The 19,550-nt window shown below is 47.8% G+C and carries 11 protein-coding genes, 17 tRNA genes and 4 rRNA genes; 31 read left to right on the top strand and 1 reads right to left on the bottom strand.

All coding sequences use genetic code 11. The features are described from left to right. The first annotated feature begins 24 nt into the window (after positions 1–24). From gatB to SK066_RS19445, 8 genes are all read left to right on the top strand, one after another. Positions 25–1,464 carry an Asp-tRNA(Asn)/Glu-tRNA(Gln) amidotransferase subunit GatB gene (gene gatB, locus SK066_RS19480; RefSeq protein ID WP_188777246.1) on the top strand — a complete coding sequence of 480 codons (1,440 nt, stop codon included), beginning with the start codon at positions 25–27 and terminating at the stop codon, positions 1,462–1,464. A gap of 187 nt (positions 1,465–1,651) precedes the next feature. Continuing rightward, positions 1,652–2,146, top strand: a complete 495-nt coding sequence (locus SK066_RS19475; protein WP_188777244.1) for a GNAT family N-acetyltransferase — start codon at positions 1,652–1,654, stop codon at positions 2,144–2,146. Continuing rightward, positions 2,146–2,859: an MgtC/SapB family protein gene (locus tag SK066_RS19470; RefSeq protein WP_188777243.1), complete on the top strand. Its 714-nt coding sequence runs from the start codon at positions 2,146–2,148 to the stop codon at positions 2,857–2,859. Before SK066_RS19475 ends, SK066_RS19470 begins: the two co-directional genes overlap by 1 nt. A gap of 222 nt (positions 2,860–3,081) precedes the next feature. Further along, entirely contained in the window at positions 3,082–3,651 is a 570-nt protein-coding gene (locus SK066_RS19465; protein WP_320542714.1) for a hypothetical protein, read from the top strand. Beyond that, complete coding sequence (locus tag SK066_RS19460; protein ID WP_320542713.1) at positions 3,635–5,077, top strand: DUF4097 family beta strand repeat-containing protein; 1,443 nt, start codon at positions 3,635–3,637, stop codon at positions 5,075–5,077. Before SK066_RS19465 ends, SK066_RS19460 begins: the two co-directional genes overlap by 17 nt. Before the next feature lie 216 nt (positions 5,078–5,293). Then, the gene (locus SK066_RS19455) at positions 5,294–5,719 is read left to right on the top strand and encodes a Fur family transcriptional regulator (protein WP_320542712.1); all 426 of its coding nucleotides are present in this window, start codon (positions 5,294–5,296) and stop codon (positions 5,717–5,719) included. Between the two features lie 110 nt (positions 5,720–5,829). Beyond that, positions 5,830–7,539, top strand: a complete 1,710-nt coding sequence (locus SK066_RS19450) for a glycosyl hydrolase family 18 protein (RefSeq protein ID WP_320542711.1) — start codon at positions 5,830–5,832, stop codon at positions 7,537–7,539. Between the two features lie 574 nt (positions 7,540–8,113). Continuing rightward, positions 8,114–8,992 (top strand): nucleotidyltransferase-like protein, encoded by an 879-nt coding sequence (locus SK066_RS19445; protein WP_320542710.1) that lies wholly within the window; start codon positions 8,114–8,116, stop codon positions 8,990–8,992. 291 nt (positions 8,993–9,283) lie between these two features. Here the strand turns inward: SK066_RS19445 and SK066_RS19440 are convergent, their stop codons facing one another. Continuing rightward, the gene (locus tag SK066_RS19440; RefSeq protein ID WP_320542709.1) at positions 9,284–9,793 is read right to left on the bottom strand and encodes a hypothetical protein; all 510 of its coding nucleotides are present in this window, start codon (positions 9,791–9,793) and stop codon (positions 9,284–9,286) included. 811 nt (positions 9,794–10,604) lie between these two features. Here SK066_RS19440 and SK066_RS19435 point away from each other — a divergent pair. The 23 genes from SK066_RS19435 to SK066_RS19325 all read left to right on the top strand — a co-directional run bounded on the left by SK066_RS19435 (position 10,605) and on the right by SK066_RS19325 (position 19,549). Continuing rightward, a 16S ribosomal RNA gene (locus tag SK066_RS19435) occupies positions 10,605–12,157 on the top strand. 140 nt (positions 12,158–12,297) lie between these two features. Continuing rightward, positions 12,298–12,414 (top strand): 5S ribosomal RNA (gene rrf / locus SK066_RS19430). Between the two features lie 28 nt (positions 12,415–12,442). After that, positions 12,443–12,519: transfer RNA gene (locus SK066_RS19425), tRNA-Ile, on the top strand. 22 nt (positions 12,520–12,541) lie between these two features. Next, positions 12,542–12,617 (top strand) — tRNA-Ala (locus SK066_RS19420). Positions 12,618–12,766: 149 nt separating this feature from the next. Beyond that, positions 12,767–15,688: ribosomal RNA gene (locus SK066_RS19415) — 23S ribosomal RNA — on the top strand. A 66-nt stretch (positions 15,689–15,754) separates the two neighbouring features. Then, positions 15,755–15,871, top strand: a 5S ribosomal RNA gene (rrf, locus tag SK066_RS19410). The 16S, 23S and 5S rRNA genes sit together here with 17 tRNA genes alongside, the layout of an rRNA operon. Before the next feature lie 38 nt (positions 15,872–15,909). After that, positions 15,910–15,985, top strand: a tRNA-Asn gene (locus SK066_RS19405). A 3-nt stretch (positions 15,986–15,988) separates the two neighbouring features. Then, a tRNA-Ser gene (locus tag SK066_RS19400) sits at positions 15,989–16,080 on the top strand. A gap of 20 nt (positions 16,081–16,100) precedes the next feature. Continuing rightward, positions 16,101–16,172 (top strand) — tRNA-Glu (locus SK066_RS19395). Between the two features lie 92 nt (positions 16,173–16,264). Continuing rightward, positions 16,265–16,340: transfer RNA gene (locus tag SK066_RS19390), tRNA-Val, on the top strand. 19 nt (positions 16,341–16,359) lie between these two features. Beyond that, positions 16,360–16,433, top strand: a tRNA-Met gene (locus SK066_RS19385). Positions 16,434–16,440: 7 nt separating this feature from the next. Continuing rightward, positions 16,441–16,516: transfer RNA gene (locus tag SK066_RS19380), tRNA-Asp, on the top strand. Positions 16,517–16,595: 79 nt separating this feature from the next. After that, a tRNA-Phe gene (locus SK066_RS19375) sits at positions 16,596–16,668 on the top strand. Positions 16,669–16,682: 14 nt separating this feature from the next. After that, a tRNA-Thr gene (locus SK066_RS19370) sits at positions 16,683–16,758 on the top strand. A 20-nt stretch (positions 16,759–16,778) separates the two neighbouring features. Beyond that, positions 16,779–16,863, top strand: a tRNA-Tyr gene (locus tag SK066_RS19365). Between the two features lie 7 nt (positions 16,864–16,870). Continuing rightward, positions 16,871–16,944: transfer RNA gene (locus SK066_RS19360), tRNA-Trp, on the top strand. Between the two features lie 22 nt (positions 16,945–16,966). Then, positions 16,967–17,039, top strand: a tRNA-His gene (locus SK066_RS19355). A 6-nt stretch (positions 17,040–17,045) separates the two neighbouring features. Next, a tRNA-Gln gene (locus tag SK066_RS19350) sits at positions 17,046–17,120 on the top strand. Between the two features lie 18 nt (positions 17,121–17,138). After that, positions 17,139–17,213: transfer RNA gene (locus SK066_RS19345), tRNA-Gly, on the top strand. A 14-nt stretch (positions 17,214–17,227) separates the two neighbouring features. Continuing rightward, positions 17,228–17,301, top strand: a tRNA-Cys gene (locus SK066_RS19340). 9 nt (positions 17,302–17,310) lie between these two features. Next, positions 17,311–17,384, top strand: a tRNA-Arg gene (locus SK066_RS19335). A 433-nt stretch (positions 17,385–17,817) separates the two neighbouring features. Then, the gene (locus SK066_RS19330; protein WP_188778768.1) at positions 17,818–18,129 is read left to right on the top strand and encodes a LiaF transmembrane domain-containing protein; all 312 of its coding nucleotides are present in this window, start codon (positions 17,818–17,820) and stop codon (positions 18,127–18,129) included. A 748-nt stretch (positions 18,130–18,877) separates the two neighbouring features. After that, positions 18,878–19,549, top strand: a complete 672-nt coding sequence (locus SK066_RS19325) for a PspA/IM30 family protein (protein WP_188778770.1) — start codon at positions 18,878–18,880, stop codon at positions 19,547–19,549. The last annotated feature ends 1 nt before the right edge of the window (position 19,550 follow it).

Raw genomic sequence — 19,550 nt, 5'->3', positions numbered from 1 at the left:
CATCTGAAGAAGGAGGAATTACCGATGTCTACATCGACCTATGAAACGGTCATCGGGCTCGAGGTTCACGTCGAGCTTCATACCAAATCGAAAATCTTTTGCGGCTGCTCCACTTCCTTTGGTGCGCCGCCGAATACACATACCTGTCCGGTTTGCCTCGGTCATCCAGGCGTATTGCCTGTACTCAACCGTCAGGCTGTTGAATATGCGATGAAGGCAGCGATGGCACTCAATTGTCGCGTTGCCGACGTAAGTAAATTCGACCGTAAAAACTACTTTTATCCTGACTCCCCTAAAGCGTATCAGATTTCTCAATTTGATCAGCCGATCGGTGAGCATGGCTGGATCGATATCGAAGTAGATGGCAAAACAAAGCGCATCGGCGTGACACGTCTTCATCTGGAGGAGGATGCAGGTAAGCTGACGCACTCCGATGGTGGTTATGACTCGCTCGTTGACTTTAACCGTGTCGGTACGCCGCTGATCGAGATCGTATCCGAGCCAGACATTTCCTCTCCAGAGGAAGCGCGTGCTTATCTGGAGAAGCTGCGCGCGATTATGCAATATTGCGATGTCTCCGATGTGAAAATGGAAGAAGGCTCGCTGCGCTGTGATGCCAACATCAGTTTACGTCCAGTTGGTCAGGAGAAGCTAGGCACACGTGCCGAGCTGAAAAACATGAACTCGTTCCGTGGCGTACAGCGTGGTCTGGAATACGAAGAGCTGCGTCAGGCGCAAATTTTGGACGATGGCGAGCTGGTTGTACAGGAAACGCGTCGCTGGGATGAAGCGCAGGGCAAAACGATTTCCATGCGTGGCAAGGAAGAATCACATGATTATCGTTATTTTCCAGACCCGGATCTGGTGACACTCCATATCGATCAGGCGTGGAAAGATCGTGTGCTAGCTTCGATTCCAGAATTACCGGATGCACGTCAGGCACGCTACACGTCTGAGTACGGTCTGCCTGTATATGATGCAAGTGTGATCACATCCTCCAAACCACTGGCGGATCTGTTTGAAGAAAGCCTTGCATCGACCAAGGATGCCAAATCGGTAGCGAACTGGATTCAAGGCGAGCTGCTCGGCTATTTAAATGCCAACAATCTGGAGCTGTCTGCTGTACCACTGAACGGACAAAAGCTCGGTGAAATGATTGGCTTAATTGAAAAAGGCACCATTAGCAATAAAATCGCCAAAACCGTCTTCAAGGAAATGCTGCAATCCGGCAAAACTCCACAGGAGATCGTTGAAGAGAAGGGCTTGACCCAGATCAGCGATACCGGCGCGATCAAAGCGATTGTTGAAGAAGTGATCGCTGCCAATCCGCAATCGGTAGCCGATTATCAAGCAGGTAAAGACAAGGCGATCGGCTTCCTCGTTGGCCAGGTAATGAAGCAGAGCAAGGGTAAAGCTAATCCGGGTATGGTGAATGAGCTGCTGGCAGAGCTACTGCCACGCTAATTCTGTTCGGGCTTGCTAGTGACATCGATCAGCTGGCGCGATCATCAGTAATCACATAATTATCGGAAAAGCAGACCTATCGTCTGCCGAACCGACACAAGGACCTCAATTCCACACTGTGGCGATCGAGGTCCTTCTTTACAACTAACGTTTGATACTAATGGGGGAACAAGGGGAGGAGCTATCTATGATACGCCAATGTTCGTTACAGGACGATGATACGGTTCGTCAAATATGGAGCTTGCAGCATATCGCTTATCGTATTGAAGCGGAGCTGATCGGAGCGAAGGAGTTGCCACCGCTAATGGATACGCTGGAAAGCTTGCGCCGCTGTGGAGAAACCTTTTATGCTGAATTTGACGAGGAGGATGAGATTCATGGTGTCGTGGCAGTTGAGTGCGAGCAGCCGGGCACATTAACCATCTCACGCATGATGGTGCATCCAGCGTATGCGCGTCAGGGGATCGGTAGTCATTTGCTAGAACACGTATTCAGTCGCTATCCTGATGTACCGCTCTATATCGTATCGACAGGTACACGTAATGAACCAGCGGTAAAGCTGTATCGTAAGCAAGGCTTCGAGCCTGTAGAAGCATTTGAGGTTTCACCGGGCGTCGAGCTGACTACATTTCATCGTCATAATCCAGACAAAGAGCGTTCCTCCACAGCGGAGGTGCATTGATGCCGGTTCATGATCCGTGGTATATCGATAATATTCACATCTTATTGCGACTGCTGGCGGCGATGCTGCTTGGCGGTCTGATCGGCTGGGAGCGTGAACGTTCCAGTCATGCGGCAGGCTTGCGGACACATATTCTGGTCTGTGTTGGCTCTGCGCTAATTATGATGCTGTCCGTATATGGATTTTCTGAATTTGTAGCGGAGACGAATGTACGTATTGATCCAGCGCGTCTGGCTACAGCCGTTATTTCAGGGATCGGTTTCCTTGGTGCGGGTACGATTCTATTTACAGGCAAAGCGATTACCGGCTTGACGACAGCCGCTTCATTATGGGTTGTTGCTGCGATCGGCTTGGCGATTGGAGCAGGCTTCTTTTTCGCTGCCTTCGTCGCGACATTTTTAGTGCTCGTGAATTTGTGGGTACTTAACATTGTAGAGCTTCGTTATATTCGCCGCAGTAAGGCGCATGCGATTACCGTCGAAGGAATATCCGGCGTACTGACGCTGGAGCGAGTCTCCAAATTCATGTACGCTGAAAATATCACCATCAAGAAAATTACCTTTATCAAAGAACGCAGCGGTCATACGATCTCCTCCGAGACCTTGCTTACTGAGCTGCGTATGAATGTAGAGATTCACCACGAGTATCGACCGATGGACATTATTAGCCGAATGCAGAAGATCGATGGTGTCACTGCTGTTTCGATTGAGTAGTTGGCTAGCGCTTAACGTCTAGACAGAGAAACACCTTAATATACATCCATCGTACCCGATCGGTTAGCAGTTTACAGCATGTATATAGCGGATGAAATAGATAACGATTCCCGTAATGATTCGCGATTGCCGAATCAAAAGGAGCACTTCGGTGTAAATAGTACACAGACTTATGTTCAATCTATTGCTGTTTTGGTTTTGAAATGGAAGGAGGACCCGGCCATGACCACATCACCCTCAAAGCTCCCGCTGAAACGTAAATTTTTCGCACTACTCATCGCTGCATTGTTTCCGGGGCTGGGTCATATTTATTTGGGACTGGTACAAAAAGGCATTCAGTTCATCGTGCTATTACTGCTCGATGTGTCAGCGCTGCTATATTTTACGTCAAAAGGTATTCAGATCAACCTGCCGCTGCTGATCATCCTTGCCCTAATTGTACCGATTATTTATTTTTACAACATCTATGATGTACTGCAATCGACGGATTGGATCAATAATCATATTCGAGCACTGGTGCCATTTAAGAAGTCGAGCCCAGCCTTTGCCAAGCTACGTGGTGTTTATTTTGGTATCTTGCTAATCGTAGAGGGCGCATTGATCTGTCTATTCTGGCTCAGACCGTATTGGCTACGGAATATTGTCAGCTTCTGGGCAGGCTATGCCACTGCTGGCGTGTGCCTGTTAATTGGGTTTGCATTACTCGTATTCCAGCTGATTCGTATTTATCGTGCATTGCATCGACCTGCTCAGGGAGAGACAGGAGGTGCGATACATGCCCGCAAAAATTAAAGTCGGTCGCCTGACCGCAGCGCTGCTGTGGATCGTACTGGGCGTCCTCGTTATCATCGATCAACGTACCGATGGCGGCCAATTACTGCTACTACTCACCTGGTGGCCGCTTATTTTAGTCGCGTGGGGAATCGAGTATGTCGTGTTCTATCTATTCGCCAAGCGCCGTCTGCTACGTATGCGATTTGATATTAAAGGGATTTTGCTGGCTGTCATTGCCGCAGCAGCCGTATTTCTTGTAACGGAGCAGAATCAATATCTCTATCTATGGAGTCGGGTTAGCCTTGATCTGACCGCTGCATCGGCTGAATTTAGTGAAGCCTCGGGTACACGTACGGAGCTTGCGCGTGTCGATGTACCGGTAACCGAGGATACAGATGAGATTACGATTGAAGGCATTAACGGTGACTTGATTGTACGGACAGGTAATGTGGAGCAGATACAGATTCGTCCTGTTGTATGGGTGGATGAGATCAAGACGGAGGATGCACGTGCCATTGCCGAAGCGACTACCATCAAGGCAAGCGAAGGACAAGAGATTAACATTCATGCAGAAACGAAAACATATGGCGAATCCAAAAATCGTCAGCCTCGTGTAAATATGGAGATCGTTTTACCTGCATCACGTCACTTTGATATCAATATGCAGACGACGAATGGCAAGATTACCATGAGCAATGTGGAAGCTCTTCGCAATATTTCCGTGCGTACCGGCAGTGGTAGCATTGTACTGAATAAAGTGATGGGCGACGTGAAGGCGCAGGCGACTACAGGTAATGTAGTGATTAACTCTGTACTGGGTAATCTGAGTGCGGATACGAGTCAGGGGAACTTCCGCGTTCATGATGTGAGTGGCTCAGCGCGCCTGTACACACAGGTAGGGGATATTTCGTTGACGAGCAGCCTAGGCGATATTGAGGTGAATACGCGCAACGGTAATATTTTCGTCAATGAAGCTAATTTTGGGGTGAAGGCAGAGACGCTTAATGGCAATATCGAGATTCGCTCGGTTAGTATTGGCGATGATTGGTCTGTGTATAGCGCTGTCGGTGTAATCAATCTGTATCTGCCACCATCGGGTGATTATACCGTGGACGGCTCGAACAGCTACGGTACGATCAAAACCGATCTACCGCTTGAAACGAAGAACAAAACACTTTCCGGCACATTTGGCAATGGTGACCATACCGTTCGAGTCGATGGAAATGGGGATTTGAATGTGCTTCGTAATACGGATGCGCTGATCCAGAACAATGATGCAGAGCAGATCGTACCTGAAGGCGTGGATACTACAGGTAATGGTGAATCCAATAATACAGATGCTCCTGCGACGAATGGCAATGAAGGTGGAACGACGAACAACCAGCCTGACTCCAACTCGCAGAACTCAGATGCTGCGGAAGGAGCCTCCACCTCTGCTTCGTGAAGCATGTACAGCGTTGACAAGCCCAATTTATAGCACGTACAATGGAAACCGTGCATACTAGGCTGGAGTAACATGGGCTTCTGTAATGCATACAATAGAGTACATTGAGCATCGTGAAGATATATAGATTGCTCGTTCCAAGCGTGCAGACTAATCTTAAAGCTGAGTAGGATTAGACTCCCGAACAGAGACGAAGCTAGACAGGATGGTGAACCCATGACAGCACGAGTAGAGCATGCATTGGAACAATTGAAAACGAGTGGAGTTCGCATTACGCCTCAGCGTCATGCCATTCTGACTTATCTTATGGATTCGATGGAGCATCCGACCGCAGATGAGATTTATCGTTCGTTAGCGTCACAATTTCCGAGCATGAGTGTAGCAACCGTTTATAATAATTTGAAAATGCTCACCGAAGCAGGCATGGTACGCGAATTAACCTATGGAGATAGCTCCAGTCGTTTCGATGCCAATGTGAGCGAGCATTATCATATCATTTGCCAGCAATGCGGCAAGATTGAAGATTTTCATTATCCTGCGCTAACTCATATTGAGGATCAGGCGGCAAGACATACAGGCTATCAGATTGCCGGGCACCGCATGGAGCTATATGGCATTTGTAAGCAATGTCAGCATCAATAGAAATAGAATGAGAACAGAACCAATGCCAGCAGCACGGACAATATGATGTCGTGCTGCTTTTTTTATCAAATAGACGCTACATACTAACATAAGCATAGTAGGAGGTTACCTTGACCAGACAAAGACGTTCGCGTGCACGCAAAAGTCGTATGATCAAATGGTGGATCACAATATGGATGTTGATCCTTGCAGCCGGACTTGCCGCTTTTCTGATTTTACCGAATCCCTTGCATGAACAGCCCGACTGGAAAGGTTTAAAGAAGCCTATATTTGTAGAGGGAGTTTTAATGGATGAGCCTGCTCATGGAACAGGTGAATCGCTCCAATTGCCATTGTCCGTTGTACAGGAGCAGATCAATGCCAATATTCATTATGAACAAGATACACGCTCGGTTATTTTAACAACGGGCAACAATATTATGCAGCTACAGGAAGGCAGTAAGACGGCGAATCTAAATATGAAGTCTGTTCAGCTTCGTGTTGCACCAGAGCAGGTAGGCGATATCGTCTATATTCCAGTAGCACCGCTCAAGCATATTTATCATATTGATTTCTATGAGGATCCGCAGACTGGCGCAGTGATTTTAATGCGTGCAGGCGACCGGATTCAATATGCGCATACAACAGCAGAGAACGATCAGGCAGTACCGATGCGTGCAGCAGCCAGTATCCACTCCCGAATCTATGCAGATGTGACCGCAGATCAACGATTGCGTATCTGGGAGACAGGGGAGCAGTGGGTATTGGCTCAGCTGGATAATGGCGTTGCTGGCTATATCCAGCGTCAGCACATTTCCCTTAATGATCTCGTCACCGTTCCAGTACCCAAGATCCCGGATAACCGAAAGGAAACCGATTGGCGCGGGAAAAAGGTAAACTTAGCATGGGAAGCTGTTTATGACAGTCGTATCAATCCGCATTCGATTGGCGAATTGCCTGGTGTCAATGTACTGAGTCCAACCTGGTTTGAGATTATCGATAGCAAGGGCAATGTCCGAAGTAAGGCAGATATGGAATACGTGAATTGGGCGCATAATCGAAACAAAGAAGTCTGGGCGTTGCTCAGTAATGGCTTTGATGCGGATCGTACAACCGTTGCTCTGGGTACGTATGAGAATCGAAGTCGCATTATCGCTCAAATGCTAGAGTATGCCAGTATGTATCAGCTCGACGGGATTAACATCGACTTTGAAAGTGTACACACCTCCGATGGTCCGAATGTGGTGCAATTTATCCGTGAGCTGAAGCCACTCGCCACGCAGAGTGATCTGGTGCTGTCGATGGATGTTACGCCCAAGTCCAATAGCGAGCTGTGGTCGAAGTTTCTCGATCGTCGTGCGCTAGCCCCTTCGCTAGATTATATGATGCTGATGGCGTATGACGAGCACTGGGCATCCAGCCCGCAAGCCGGTTCGGTCGCTTCGTTACCATGGGTAGAAAATGCCGTCCAGCGTGTGCTACAGGAGGATGAGGTGCCAGCAGATAAATTAATTCTGGGCGTCCCCCTCTATACACGCGTATGGACAGAGCAACAGACCAATGGCAAAACCAAAGTTTCTTCTCGCGCACTCGGCATGCAGCGCGTAGCTAATCTGATCAAAGAAAAAGGACTCCAGCCCGTCTATGATCAGACAACCGGACAAAACTATGTAGAGTACAAGGAAAACGGCGCGACCCAGAAAATATGGTTAGAGGATGAGGTATCTCTACAAGCACGCGTCCAACTAGCCAGCAAGCTAGGCCTTGCCGGCATCGCCTCCTGGACAAGAGGTCTAGGCGACGATCGAGCATGGAACGTACTCGACAATATTAAAAAGTAAGTAGCAAGCAGTTAGCATCACCAAAAGCTCAAAAGTTCAAGAACTCAAGAACTCAAGAACTCAAGAACTCAAGAACTCAAGAACTCAAGAACTCAAGAACTCAAGAACCCAAAACTTGCTACCCCAGCGATGTTTATTTATGTTAGTGAGTATTCTCGCTAATCAGACCATCCAACCAGCTCACATTCACTCCAGTCATCGATCCTAAATACATTCAGAACAGACGTATATTTAACAATAATTATTCAATAACAAACTTTAATAACAAACTTTAATAACAAACCATCCACATCAACACCACGCCATCCCCATCCATAACACGGCAGCTTTCTTCCATGAAAAAGGGAGACTGCCGTGTTTTTACATGTTTAAGCACGGACTCAGCCCCTATTCATGCGATAGCTTCATAGCTTATTCCCTAAATTTATTTCATGACTATGAAAATTCATAACCTGTTCGGCAGGAGAAAAAGAAGGGTTTGTAGAAATATGGACTGGTAAGAAGGCATACTGCCCGGAAAGTCCAACGACTAGAATTGCCATCCATATTTCGTTAAACGGATGAGGGGGATAACGTGGAATTAACCAACCTTTCTTTTCTTCATGAAAAGCGAAATAATCATCGGATCATCGGAGCTGTCGCTTCCCGCAAAACGAGCGGAAACTTTGACGGTTCATTGCTTCATGATTTCGATGTGTTGATTATTGTTGTATATCGTCAGCATGAGGACGAGGAAATCATAGAGCATCGCATGGATGCGAGTAATAAAAACATACAGGTGATCTATATCGATCGTCAGGTGCTGGAAAACGATACGATTACCGGTAGAAATCATATGATTGTCGAACAGTTTTTAAAAGGCGAGCTCATCTGGGATACCGACCGCGAACTAGAGCGTTTACGCAAGCAGTTTGCGCATTTTGAACGTCCATTGAGCGAGCGTCGCATTTTGCTAGAGTTTGCCAGATTTTTGGAGCTATATGTAGAAGCGAGACGCCATATGCAGCAGCAACAGGTGATGGATGCGTATAACTGCATTTTTCAGGCCCTTCCGTACTGGGCACGAATTGATCTGTGCGAAAAAGGCATTTATCCAGAAATGGCAGTATGGGAGCAAGTGAGAGAACATAAGCTGGATGTACACAAGCTGTATGAGCAGCTAGCCTTTAGTAACGAAACGATGGAGCAAAGGGTAGAGCTAGTCTTGCTAGCCTGCGAATTTTCCGTCATGTCCAAAATGAGTGAGTGCTCAGCATCATTGTTCCGTGTTCTCCGTAGCCGCCAACAGCCATGGAGCATCCGCGAGCTACTCGATCATCCAGAGCTATGTCATGTAGGCAGCCGACTATCCATGATCGTCCGCAAGCTCGTCTATCGCTCCTTGATCAAAGAAACAACCATCTGGAATCCAAAAGCAGGTGGCGAGCGAGAGATTCACTATTCGCTACACTAGCTTAATAGCCAAACAATTCGGCTAAGCATCCAGTCAAAAGTTCAAGCCAAATATCTAAAACAAAGCTCAACTCAAAAAGAGTGCCCGGTACTTACACTACCGAGCACTCTCTTTTATATTTACAATGATTTTTATATCCACAATAACCGTCAAATAACAACTCACCGATATCAAACAAAAAGACTACCTGTATTCTTCCAACTAGCTTACATATAACTGGCTCACATACTCCAGAGGAGCATCTACTCCATATCAAACCATCCACTTCCACACCTAACCTATCTAATCTCATTAAAATATAGCAAACACAACCCCAGCCTGCTCAGTCGCCGCTTTCTCAAACAACGTGAACACTTCATTCAAATGCGGCAATAGATAACCATCCACCACATCCTCATAAGTTTCATCCTCCTGAATCGAAAACATCAATGGCATAATCTGTGCCATATCCTCCATGCTATCCGCTGATCCCGGATTATCCAGATGCTCGCCAACATGCGTAGAGCTATGCTTCCATTCTTCAAAATGTATACGGTCCTGAAGAGACTCCGGCTGCTGAAGCTCATGTAGCTTCTCCGCAATATAAGCCACCTGCTCAGCAGGCAAATAGAATGTACCAAATTCCGTCAAGCTACTCTCTACATGATAAGCATTCGTTACAGGGACTACAGGTAGATCAGGAAACATAGCGGCAATCAGACTCCATGCCTTATCAATATCCAAATCCGGCTGTCCTGCGGCACCATCTAAAATCTGCTGCAAATTCCCTCGCTCTACAAAATAAGCTCCCGTCATACCCATATCAATCATCGCCTCCTATAGTTACGTGCCGTTTTTACATGAGTTCTATATCATTTATATCTGCCCTATCTTTAATAAAATAGGCTATTACCATTCACATAAACGCATCCCTACCCTATATATCACCACATCGCTTTACCAAGAAGAGTCATAGATAAAATAAACAACAAACACAATCAACTAATACTAGATAACTAGAGTAAGAACAGGAAGGATGAAAGTGAATTAAAGACGACAGTTGCCCGAGCTATAATTTACGCAACAAAGTAAAACAACGTAATCAAGAAACAATGATTTTCAGAAATTTTCAGAAAAATTAGCATCCCCAACGAAGAGAAAGAAGCATCCAAACAGATGATAAATAAATAGTTGACTTCTATAATTAAATTATGATAAATTATAAAACGTTCCGCTCAAACATCACATTGATGAAAACGAGCAGAATGGCTGAACTTCAAGGCTTTGTCGACATTATAAATGAATAGCTCAGTAAGAGCTTGAAAAAAAGTGTTGACACTCAGAAGTTCACATGATATATTATAAAAGTTGTCACAAACGAGTGACAATGAAAGAAAAGATATCATGAGCTTCCTTCGTGAAGCGCTTTGAAGTGAAAAACACTTCAAAAAAAGTGCTTGACGAAAGAAACACAACATGATATGATATAAGAGTTGCTGCGAGAGACACTGAGCGGCAACGAAAGAGTTTGATCTTTGAAAACTGAACAACGAGTGAGTGAAGAACTTCGGTTCTTCAAAATATAGAGAACAGCAATGTTCTCGCCAGCAACAAAATGAGCAAGTCAAACACTTTATTGGAGAGTTTGATCCTGGCTCAGGACGAACGCTGGCGGCGTGCCTAATACATGCAAGTCGAGCGGAGTCGATAGAAAGCTTGCTTTCTTGAGACTTAGCGGCGGACGGGTGAGTAACACGTAGGCAACCTGCCCTTTAGCCTGGGATAACTACCGGAAACGGTAGCTAATACCGGATACTTTCTTTTTCTGCATGGAAAGAGAACGAAAGACGGAGCAATCTGTCACTGAAGGATGGGCCTGCGGCGCATTAGCTAGTTGGTGGGGTAACGGCTCACCAAGGCGACGATGCGTAGCCGACCTGAGAGGGTGATCGGCCACACTGGGACTGAGACACGGCCCAGACTCCTACGGGAGGCAGCAGTAGGGAATCTTCCGCAATGGGCGAAAGCCTGACGGAGCAACGCCGCGTGAGTGATGAAGGTTTTCGGATCGTAAAGCTCTGTTGCCAGGGAAGAACGTCTTGGAGAGTAACTGCTCTGAGAGTGACGGTACCTGAGAAGAAAGCCCCGGCTAACTACGTGCCAGCAGCCGCGGTAATACGTAGGGGGCAAGCGTTGTCCGGAATTATTGGGCGTAAAGCGCGCGCAGGCGGCCGTTTAAGTCCGGTGTTTAATCCCGAAGCTCAACTTCGGGTCGCACTGGAAACTGGAGGGCTTGAGTGCAGAAGAGGAGAGTGGAATTCCACGTGTAGCGGTGAAATGCGTAGAGATGTGGAGGAACACCAGTGGCGAAGGCGACTCTCTGGGCTGTAACTGACGCTGAGGCGCGAAAGCGTGGGGAGCAAACAGGATTAGATACCCTGGTAGTCCACGCCGTAAACGATGAATGCTAGGTGTTAGGGGTTTCGATACCCTTGGTGCCGAAGTTAACACATTAAGCATTCCGCCTGGGGAGTACGGTCGCAAGACTGAAACTCAAAGGAATTGACGGGGACCCGCACAAGCAGTGGAGTATGTGGTTTAATTCGAAGCAACGCGAAGAACCTTACCAGGTCTTGACATCTGAATGACCGGTGCAGAGATGTGCCTTTTCTTCGGAACATTCAAGACAGGTGGTGCATGGTTGTCGTCAGCTCGTGTCGTGAGATGTTGGGTTAAGTCCCGCAACGAGCGCAACCCTTATGCTTAGTTGCCAGCACATCATGGTGGGCACTCTAAGCAGACTGCCGGTGACAAACCGGAGGAAGGTGGGGATGACGTCAAATCATCATGCCCCTTATGACCTGGGCTACACACGTACTACAATGGTCGGTACAACGGGAAGCAAAGCCGCGAGGTGGAGCCAATCCTTAAAAGCCGATCTCAGTTCGGATTGCAGGCTGCAACTCGCCTGCATGAAGTCGGAATTGCTAGTAATCGCGGATCAGCATGCCGCGGTGAATACGTTCCCGGGTCTTGTACACACCGCCCGTCACACCACGAGAGTTTGCAACACCCGAAGTCGGTGGGGTAACCGCAAGGAGCCAGCCGCCGAAGGTGGGGTAGATGATTGGGGTGAAGTCGTAACAAGGTAGCCGTATCGGAAGGTGCGGCTGGATCACCTCCTTTCTATGGAGAATCGTTTCCGGAGAGCGGAAACATTCAAATCTAAGTCGTTTAGGTAACTAGACGCGGGTCACTAGATTGACCGACACTCACCTCGTTGTTCAGTTTTGAGAGACTCAACTCTCGCCGAGATGGCATCATCGTTTGGTGGTGATGGCGGAGGGGTTCCACACGTACCCATCCCGAACACGACCGTTAAGCCCTCCAGCGCCAATGGTACTTGGACCGCAGGGTCCTGGGAGAGTAGGACGCCGCCAAGCGATGCATCTCAACACATCTTCATATTGTGGGCCCTTAGCTCAGTTGGTTAGAGCGCACCTCTGATAAGGGTGAGGTCGGTGGTTCGAGTCCACCAGGGCCCACCATTTATAACTTTATACTCCATATGGGGCCATAGCTCAGCTGGGAGAGCGCCTGCCTTGCAAGCAGGAGGTCAGCGGTTCGATCCCGCTTGGCTCCACCATTTATGCTTTAAACAAGTTGATCCTTGAAAACTGGATACCGAAACGAAACATCGCGTTTTAGAAACTGTTCTTAACTGACACTGTGCAAACAGGATCGGTCATGAATATGTAAGATATAGGTTCTTCCATTATGGAAGACCACCAACTAGGTTAAGCTAGTAAGAGCACACGGTGGATGCCTAGGCGCTAGGAGCCGATGAAGGACGTGGCGAACAACGATAAGGCCTCGGGGAGCTGTAAGCAAGCATTGATCCGGGGATGTCCGAATGGGGAAACCTGACTGGATTCATCTCCAGTTACTCACATCTGAATACATAGGGTGTGGAGAGGCAGACGAGGGGAACTGAAACATCTAAGTACCCTCAGGAAGAGAAAACAAGAGTGATTCCGTCAGTAGCGGCGAGCGAACGCGGAACAGCCTAAACCAGGAAGCTTGCTTCTTGGGGTTGTGGGACGTCTCTTTGGAGTGATAAAAGAGTTTGGTAGATGAAGAGGTCTGGAAAGGCCCGCCAGAGAAGGTGAAAGCCCTGTAGTTAAAATCAAGTTCTCTCCGAGACGGATCCCGAGTAGTGCGGGGCACGTGAAACCCCGTATGAATCTGCCAGGACCATCTGGTAAGGCTAAATACTCCCTAGCGACCGATAGTGAAGCAGTACCGTGAGGGAAAGGTGAAAAGGACCCCGGAAGGGGAGTGAAATAGAACCTGAAACCGTGTGCTTACAAAAAGTCAGAGCCCGATTAATGGGTGATGGCGTGCCTTTTGTAGAATGAACCGGCGAGTTACGTTCCCGTGCAAGGTTAAGGTGAGAAGCCGGAGCCGCAGCGAAAGCGAGTCTGAATAGGGCGACTTAGTACGTGGACGTAGACCCGAAACCGGGTGATCTACCCCTGTCCAGGATGAAGGTACGGTAACACGTACTGGAGGTCCGAACCCACGCACGTTGAAAAGTGCGGGGATGAGGTGGGGGTAGCGGAGAAATTCCAATCGAACTCGGAGATAGCTGGTTCTCCCCGAAATAGCTTTAGGGCTAGCCTCGGAAGATGAGTCGCGGAGGTAGAGCACTGATTGGGTGCGGGGCCCGCAAGGGTTACCAAGCTCAGTCAAACTCCGAATGCCGCAGACTTTATTCCGGGAGTCAGACAGTGGGTGCTAAGGTCCATTGTCAAAAGGGAAACAGCCCAGACCATCAGCTAAGGTCCCCAAGTGTGTGTTAAGTGGGAAAGGATGTGAAGTTGCACAGACAACCAGGATGTTGGCTTAGAAGCAGCCACCATTTAAAGAGTGCGTAATAGCTCACTGGTCGAGTGACTTTGCGCCGAAAATGTAACGGGGCTAAACACACCACCGAAGCTATGGCTTGATGCTTGCATCAGGGGTAGGGGAGCGTTGAATTGAGGTTGAAGGTATACCGTAAGGAGTGCTGGACACAATTCAAGTGAGAATGCCGGTATGAGTAACGAAAAGATCAGTGAGAATCTGATCCGCCGAAAACCTAAGGGTTCCTGAGGAAGGCTCGTCCTCTCAGGGTAAGTCGGGACCTAAGGCGAGGCCGAAAGGCGTAGTCGACGGACAACAGGTTGAAATTCCTGTACCACCGAGAGCCGCTATGAGCAACGGGGTGACGCAGGAGGGTAGTGACGCAGGCTGATGGATGCCTGTCTAAGCAGTGAGACTGGTGTGTAGGTAAATCCGCACACTTTAAGGTCAGGCTGTGATGGGGAGCGAAAATTACAGTAGCGAAGGTCATGATCTCACACTGCCAAGAAAAGCCTCTAGCCAGGAAGCAGGTGCCCGTACCGTAAACCGACACAGGTAGGTGAGAAGAGAATTCTAAGGCGCGCGGAAGAACTCTCGTTAAGGAACTCGGCAAAATGACCCCGTAACTTCGGGAGAAGGGGTGCCCCGGTAGTGTGAATAGCACGAGGGGGCCGCAGTGAAAAGGCCCAAGCGACTGTTTAGCAAAAACACAGGTCTGTGCGAAGCCGCAAGGCGAAGTATACGGGCTGACGCCTGCCCGGTGCTGGAAGGTTAAGGGGAGTGGTTAGCGCAAGCGAAGCTATGAACCGAAGCCCCAGTAAACGGCGGCCGTAACTATAACGGTCCTAAGGTAGCGAAATTCCTTGTCAGGTAAATTCTGACCCGCACGAATGGCGTAACGATTTGGGCGCTGTCTCAACGAGAGATCCGGTGAAATTTTAATACCTGTGAAGATGCAGGTTACCCGCGACAAGACGGAAAGACCCCATGGAGCTTTACTGCAGCTTGATATTGAACTGGGGTGCGATTTGTACAGGATAGGTGGGAGCCTAGGAAGAGGGAGCGCAAGCTTCCTCGGAGGCGCCGTTGGGATACCACCCTGATCGCATCTGAGTTCTAACCTGGTACCGTGATCCGGTACGGGGACCGTGTCAGGTGGGCAGTTTGACTGGGGCGGTCGCCTCCTAAAATGTAACGGAGGCGCCCTAAGGTTCCCTCAGAATGGTTGGAAATCATTCGAAGAGTGCAAAGGCAAAAGGGAGCTTGACTGCGAGACCTACAAGTCGAGCAGGGACGAAAGTCGGGCTTAGTGATCCGGTGGTACCGCATGGAAGGGCCATCGCTCAACGGATAAAAGCTACCCTGGGGATAACAGGCTTATCTCCCCCAAGAGTCCACATCGACGGGGAGGTTTGGCACCTCGATGTCGGCTCATCGCATCCTGGGGCTGAAGTAGGTCCCAAGGGTTGGGCTGTTCGCCCATTAAAGCGGTACGCGAGCTGGGTTCAGAACGTCGTGAGACAGTTCGGTCCCTATCTGTCGTGGGCGTAGGAAATTTGAGAGGAGCTGTCCTTAGTACGAGAGGACCGGGATGGACGCACCGCTGGTGTACCAGTTGTTCCGCCAGGAGCATCGCTGGGTAGCTACGTGCGGAAGGGATAAGCGCTGAAAGCATCTAAGCGTGAAGCCCCCCTCAAGATGAGATTTCCCAATATGTAAGACCCCTTGAAGACGACGAGGTAGATAGGTTGGAGGTGGAAGTGCAGCAATGCATGGAGCTGACCAATACTAATCGGTCGAGGGCTTATCCTATTTTTCTAAACACGCGATGATTCGTTTCGGATTCAGTTTTCAGGTGATCAACCTGTAGCAAGAACGTTTGGTGATGATGGCGGAGGGGTTCCACACGTACCCATCCCGAACACGACCGTTAAGCCCTCCAGCGCCAATGGTACTTGGACCGCAGGGTCCTGGGAGAGTAGGACGTCGCCAAGCGAAGAGTAAGACCTTCCGCTCTGTAGAGCGGACAATATTCCCTGATAGCTCAGTTGGTAGAGCACTCGACTGTTAATCGAGTTGTCACAGGTTCGAGTCCTGTTCGGGGAGCCATATGGAGAGGTGTCCGAGTTGGCCGAAGGAGCACGATTGGAAATCGTGTAGGCGTCACAAGCGTCTCGAGGGTTCGAATCCCTCTCTCTCCGCCATAATGCTTCTTTTATAGTAAGGCCCGTTGGTCAAGGGGTTAAGACACCTCCCTTTCACGGAGGTAACAGGGGTTCGAATCCCCTACGGGTCATATTCTTTTATAAGAATTACAAGAAGAATTGTACATATTGATCGATTTGACATCGGCTTTGAAATAATGATACAATCTATCTTGTGTCCCATGGAGACTTAGCTCAGCTGGGAGAGCATCTGCCTTACAAGCAGAGGGTCGGCGGTTCGATCCCGTCAGTCTCCACCATATAGACTTTATTTGACGACGCGGGGTGGAGCAGTCCGGTAGCTCGTCGGGCTCATAACCCGAAGGTCACAGGTTCAAATCCTGTCCCCGCAATTAAAGTGGAACCGTGGTGTAGGGGTTAACATGCCTGCCTGTCACGCAGGAGATCGCGGGTTCAAATCCCGTCGGTTCCGCCATTTATATCTTAGGCTCGTATTGACTATCGGTCATCTTGGATCGTAACAAAGAGTCGACACATAGAAGTACATCAGTTACGGCTCGGTAGCTCAGTCGGTAGAGCAGAGGACTGAAAATCCTCGTGTCGGCGGTTCGATTCCGTCCCGAGCCATCTTTACAAAATATGCCGGTGTAGCTCAGTTGGTAGAGCAACTGACTTGTAATCAGTAGGTCGGGGGTTCAAATCCTCTCGCCGGCACCATTTTTTCTTTTTCTTCATATGGAGGCTTAGCGAAGTGGCCAAACGCAGCAGACTGTAAATCTGTTCTCTCTGAGTTCGGTGGTTCGAATCCATCAGCCTCCACCAGTTTTATAGGGGCATAGTTTAAAGGTAGAACAGCGGTCTCCAAAACCGTTAGTGTGGGTTCAATTCCTGCTGCCCCTGCCAATTTTTTTTGTCAATTTATATGGCGGTCGTGGCGAAGGGGTTAACGCATCGGACTGTGACTCCGACATTCGCGGGTTCAATTCCCGTCGATCGCCCTTTATAGGGGATTAGCCAAGCGGTAAGGCAACGGACTTTGACTCCGTCACGCATAGGTTCGAATCCTATATCCCCTGCCATATCTTTTCATTCAGTTAGCGGACGTGGCTCAGCGGTAGAGCATCGCCTTGCCAAGGCGAGGGTCGCGGGTTCGATTCCCGTCGTCCGCTCCATTTTAATTTTATACGGCGCCATAGCCAAGTGGTAAGGCACAGCTCTGCAAAAGCTTTATCCCCAGTTCGAATCTGGGTGGCGCCTCCAGTATTATTTGCGCCCTTAGCTCAGCTGGATAGAGCGTTTGACTACGAATCAAAAGGTCAGGAGTTCGAATCTCTTAGGGCGCGTTTATAAAAAAGACTCATCTTCTCTGAATTATGTTCAGAAAAGGTGAGTCTTTTTGTTTATCGCTATTTTCTACTACAGAGATAGTACTGTGCATTACATAAGAGCTGGCTAATATTAAAGGTTCCCTACTGTTGCAGTCCAGAACAGTCCCCGTCTAAGGTCTAGGTCAAAATACCATCCGCAGTCCATTTCATGGAGGCGGATATTTTTATAAGATGTAAATATGAAAGACAGCAATGATCATAGTAATGATAACGCAACTCGGGTTGTAATAAAGCGCGCTAAAAGCTACAGCATCCCAAAAGCGAAAGCACCTCAAGAGCTATGAAAGAAAGTCTTTAGAATGTTCAAGCAAAGGTTTCAAGTAATCGTTTAAAGCGAATTACAGTAAATGAGCTGTACTGAGATTCCATTTAAGGGAGGTGAATGACCTTGAATATCAATCGTAAAAGTGTAGCAGCTGTTGGATTGATTGTTATTGGGATTTTGATGGTGTTTGGTAAGTTTTCTCCCATGCTACATAGTCTGATGAGCCACTTGATCGGACTGATCTTCCCTATCGCACTGATCGTGCTTGGCTATTATGCACTTCAAAATGGACGTAAAGTGCTGGGGACGATTTTGGCAGTCATCGGTACACTCGTTATTTTCTCCAAGCTATCGTTTCTGATTGGACCTATGATCGGAATCGCACTCGTAGCTGGAGGCGTATACATGCTGAAAAGTCGTCGTCAAACGTATTAGTCACAACACATGTTAAACGTATTCATAGTAAAGTAGTATAGTGAGATGATCTTCAAATTGTACAATCAACTTTGTATAGATCATTGATGCTTTTCATTCACTTCCAGCGTATTTGATATAAGAAAATGAACAGCCAGATTTTCACCATCTTCCGATGAGCCTGGCTGGAAAATAACCGGCTGTCCTTTATGAGATCATAAGCGATATTGAATATCAAAATAACTGGAAATGAGCAGGGAAGTAGATAGCTTATGCAGTATATATCTTATAAAAAATAACGATTGTATGAATTTAGATTCAAAGCAGGTCTAATCATATTAAATGAGTAATAAGTGCAATCTAGCGTGCTGAACTATAGGTTTTAGATTCCTAGCTGACGAGTAAATGTATATCCCATATGTCTTCTATTATTGCCAATCGATATGTTATTACCGATATAGGTAGTGAGATGTAACATTGAGATCTAGTGTTGAGCTGTTGTAATAGCAAACGATAGGGATAGGGAAAATAGAAGTTTCGAGTCACATGTAAAACTATACAGCTGCATTGTAAGATGAACGATTTCGATTGTAAGCCGTATAGTTAAGTTGAACGCTTGCTAAGGATAAGCTGACTTTTCACAATTATGGCTTGACGCTTGTGATTATGGTTTACAGCTTGCAAGTATGATTCAACGCTTAACATCATGGCTTGGCACTATCCTATCATTCTAATCTGTGTACTACCGTAAGGGAGGGAATATGTATCCATGAATATGTTCAAACGTATACGGGACATTACCGTAGCTACTTTAAATGAAAAGCTGGAGCAGAGTCAGGACCCGGTGAAGCTGATTGATCAGTTTTTGCTGGATACCCGTCGCGAGATTGCTGAAGCGGAGCAGCTTCATCATAATATCTCTCAGCATACCCGTCAGCTACAGCACCATGTAGAGAAGGCTTCTGCGATGCGTGAAAAACGTGAGGAGCAGGCGATGCTTGCTTTGAAGGCAGAGGAAGAGGAATTGGCTCGCATGGCGCTACAGGAAAAGGTCATGTATGAAGAAAAAGAAACACAATATAATGAGCTTCTCGATAAAAACCGTGAGGCGCTCAATGAAATTGAATATCAGCTGAATACGCTGAAATCAGAATACCAGATTGTGTACAGTAAACGCGAGTATTACCATGCACGTATGGAAACGCTACGCTTGCAGCAACAGATGAACCGCCGTTTTGGCAATGGGATGAACAATATGCCATCCTTTAACCGTCTTGATGATCGTATCTCCGATTGGGAGCTTGAAGCGAAAGCGATGCGTGATATTCGCCAGGGTGAGGATAGTTATACAACTGGCTCTGATCCAGCGAAAACCATCGCCCTCGACGCTGAGCTGGAACGACTCAGACGTAAGCTTGATCAGCAACGGAGGGAGGGCTGAA

The organism is Paenibacillus hunanensis, from assembly GCF_034055775.1.
GTDB lineage: Bacteria > Bacillota > Bacilli > Paenibacillales > Paenibacillaceae > Saccharibacillus > Saccharibacillus hunanensis.
This window is presented reverse-complemented; position numbering and strand designations above follow the sequence as displayed.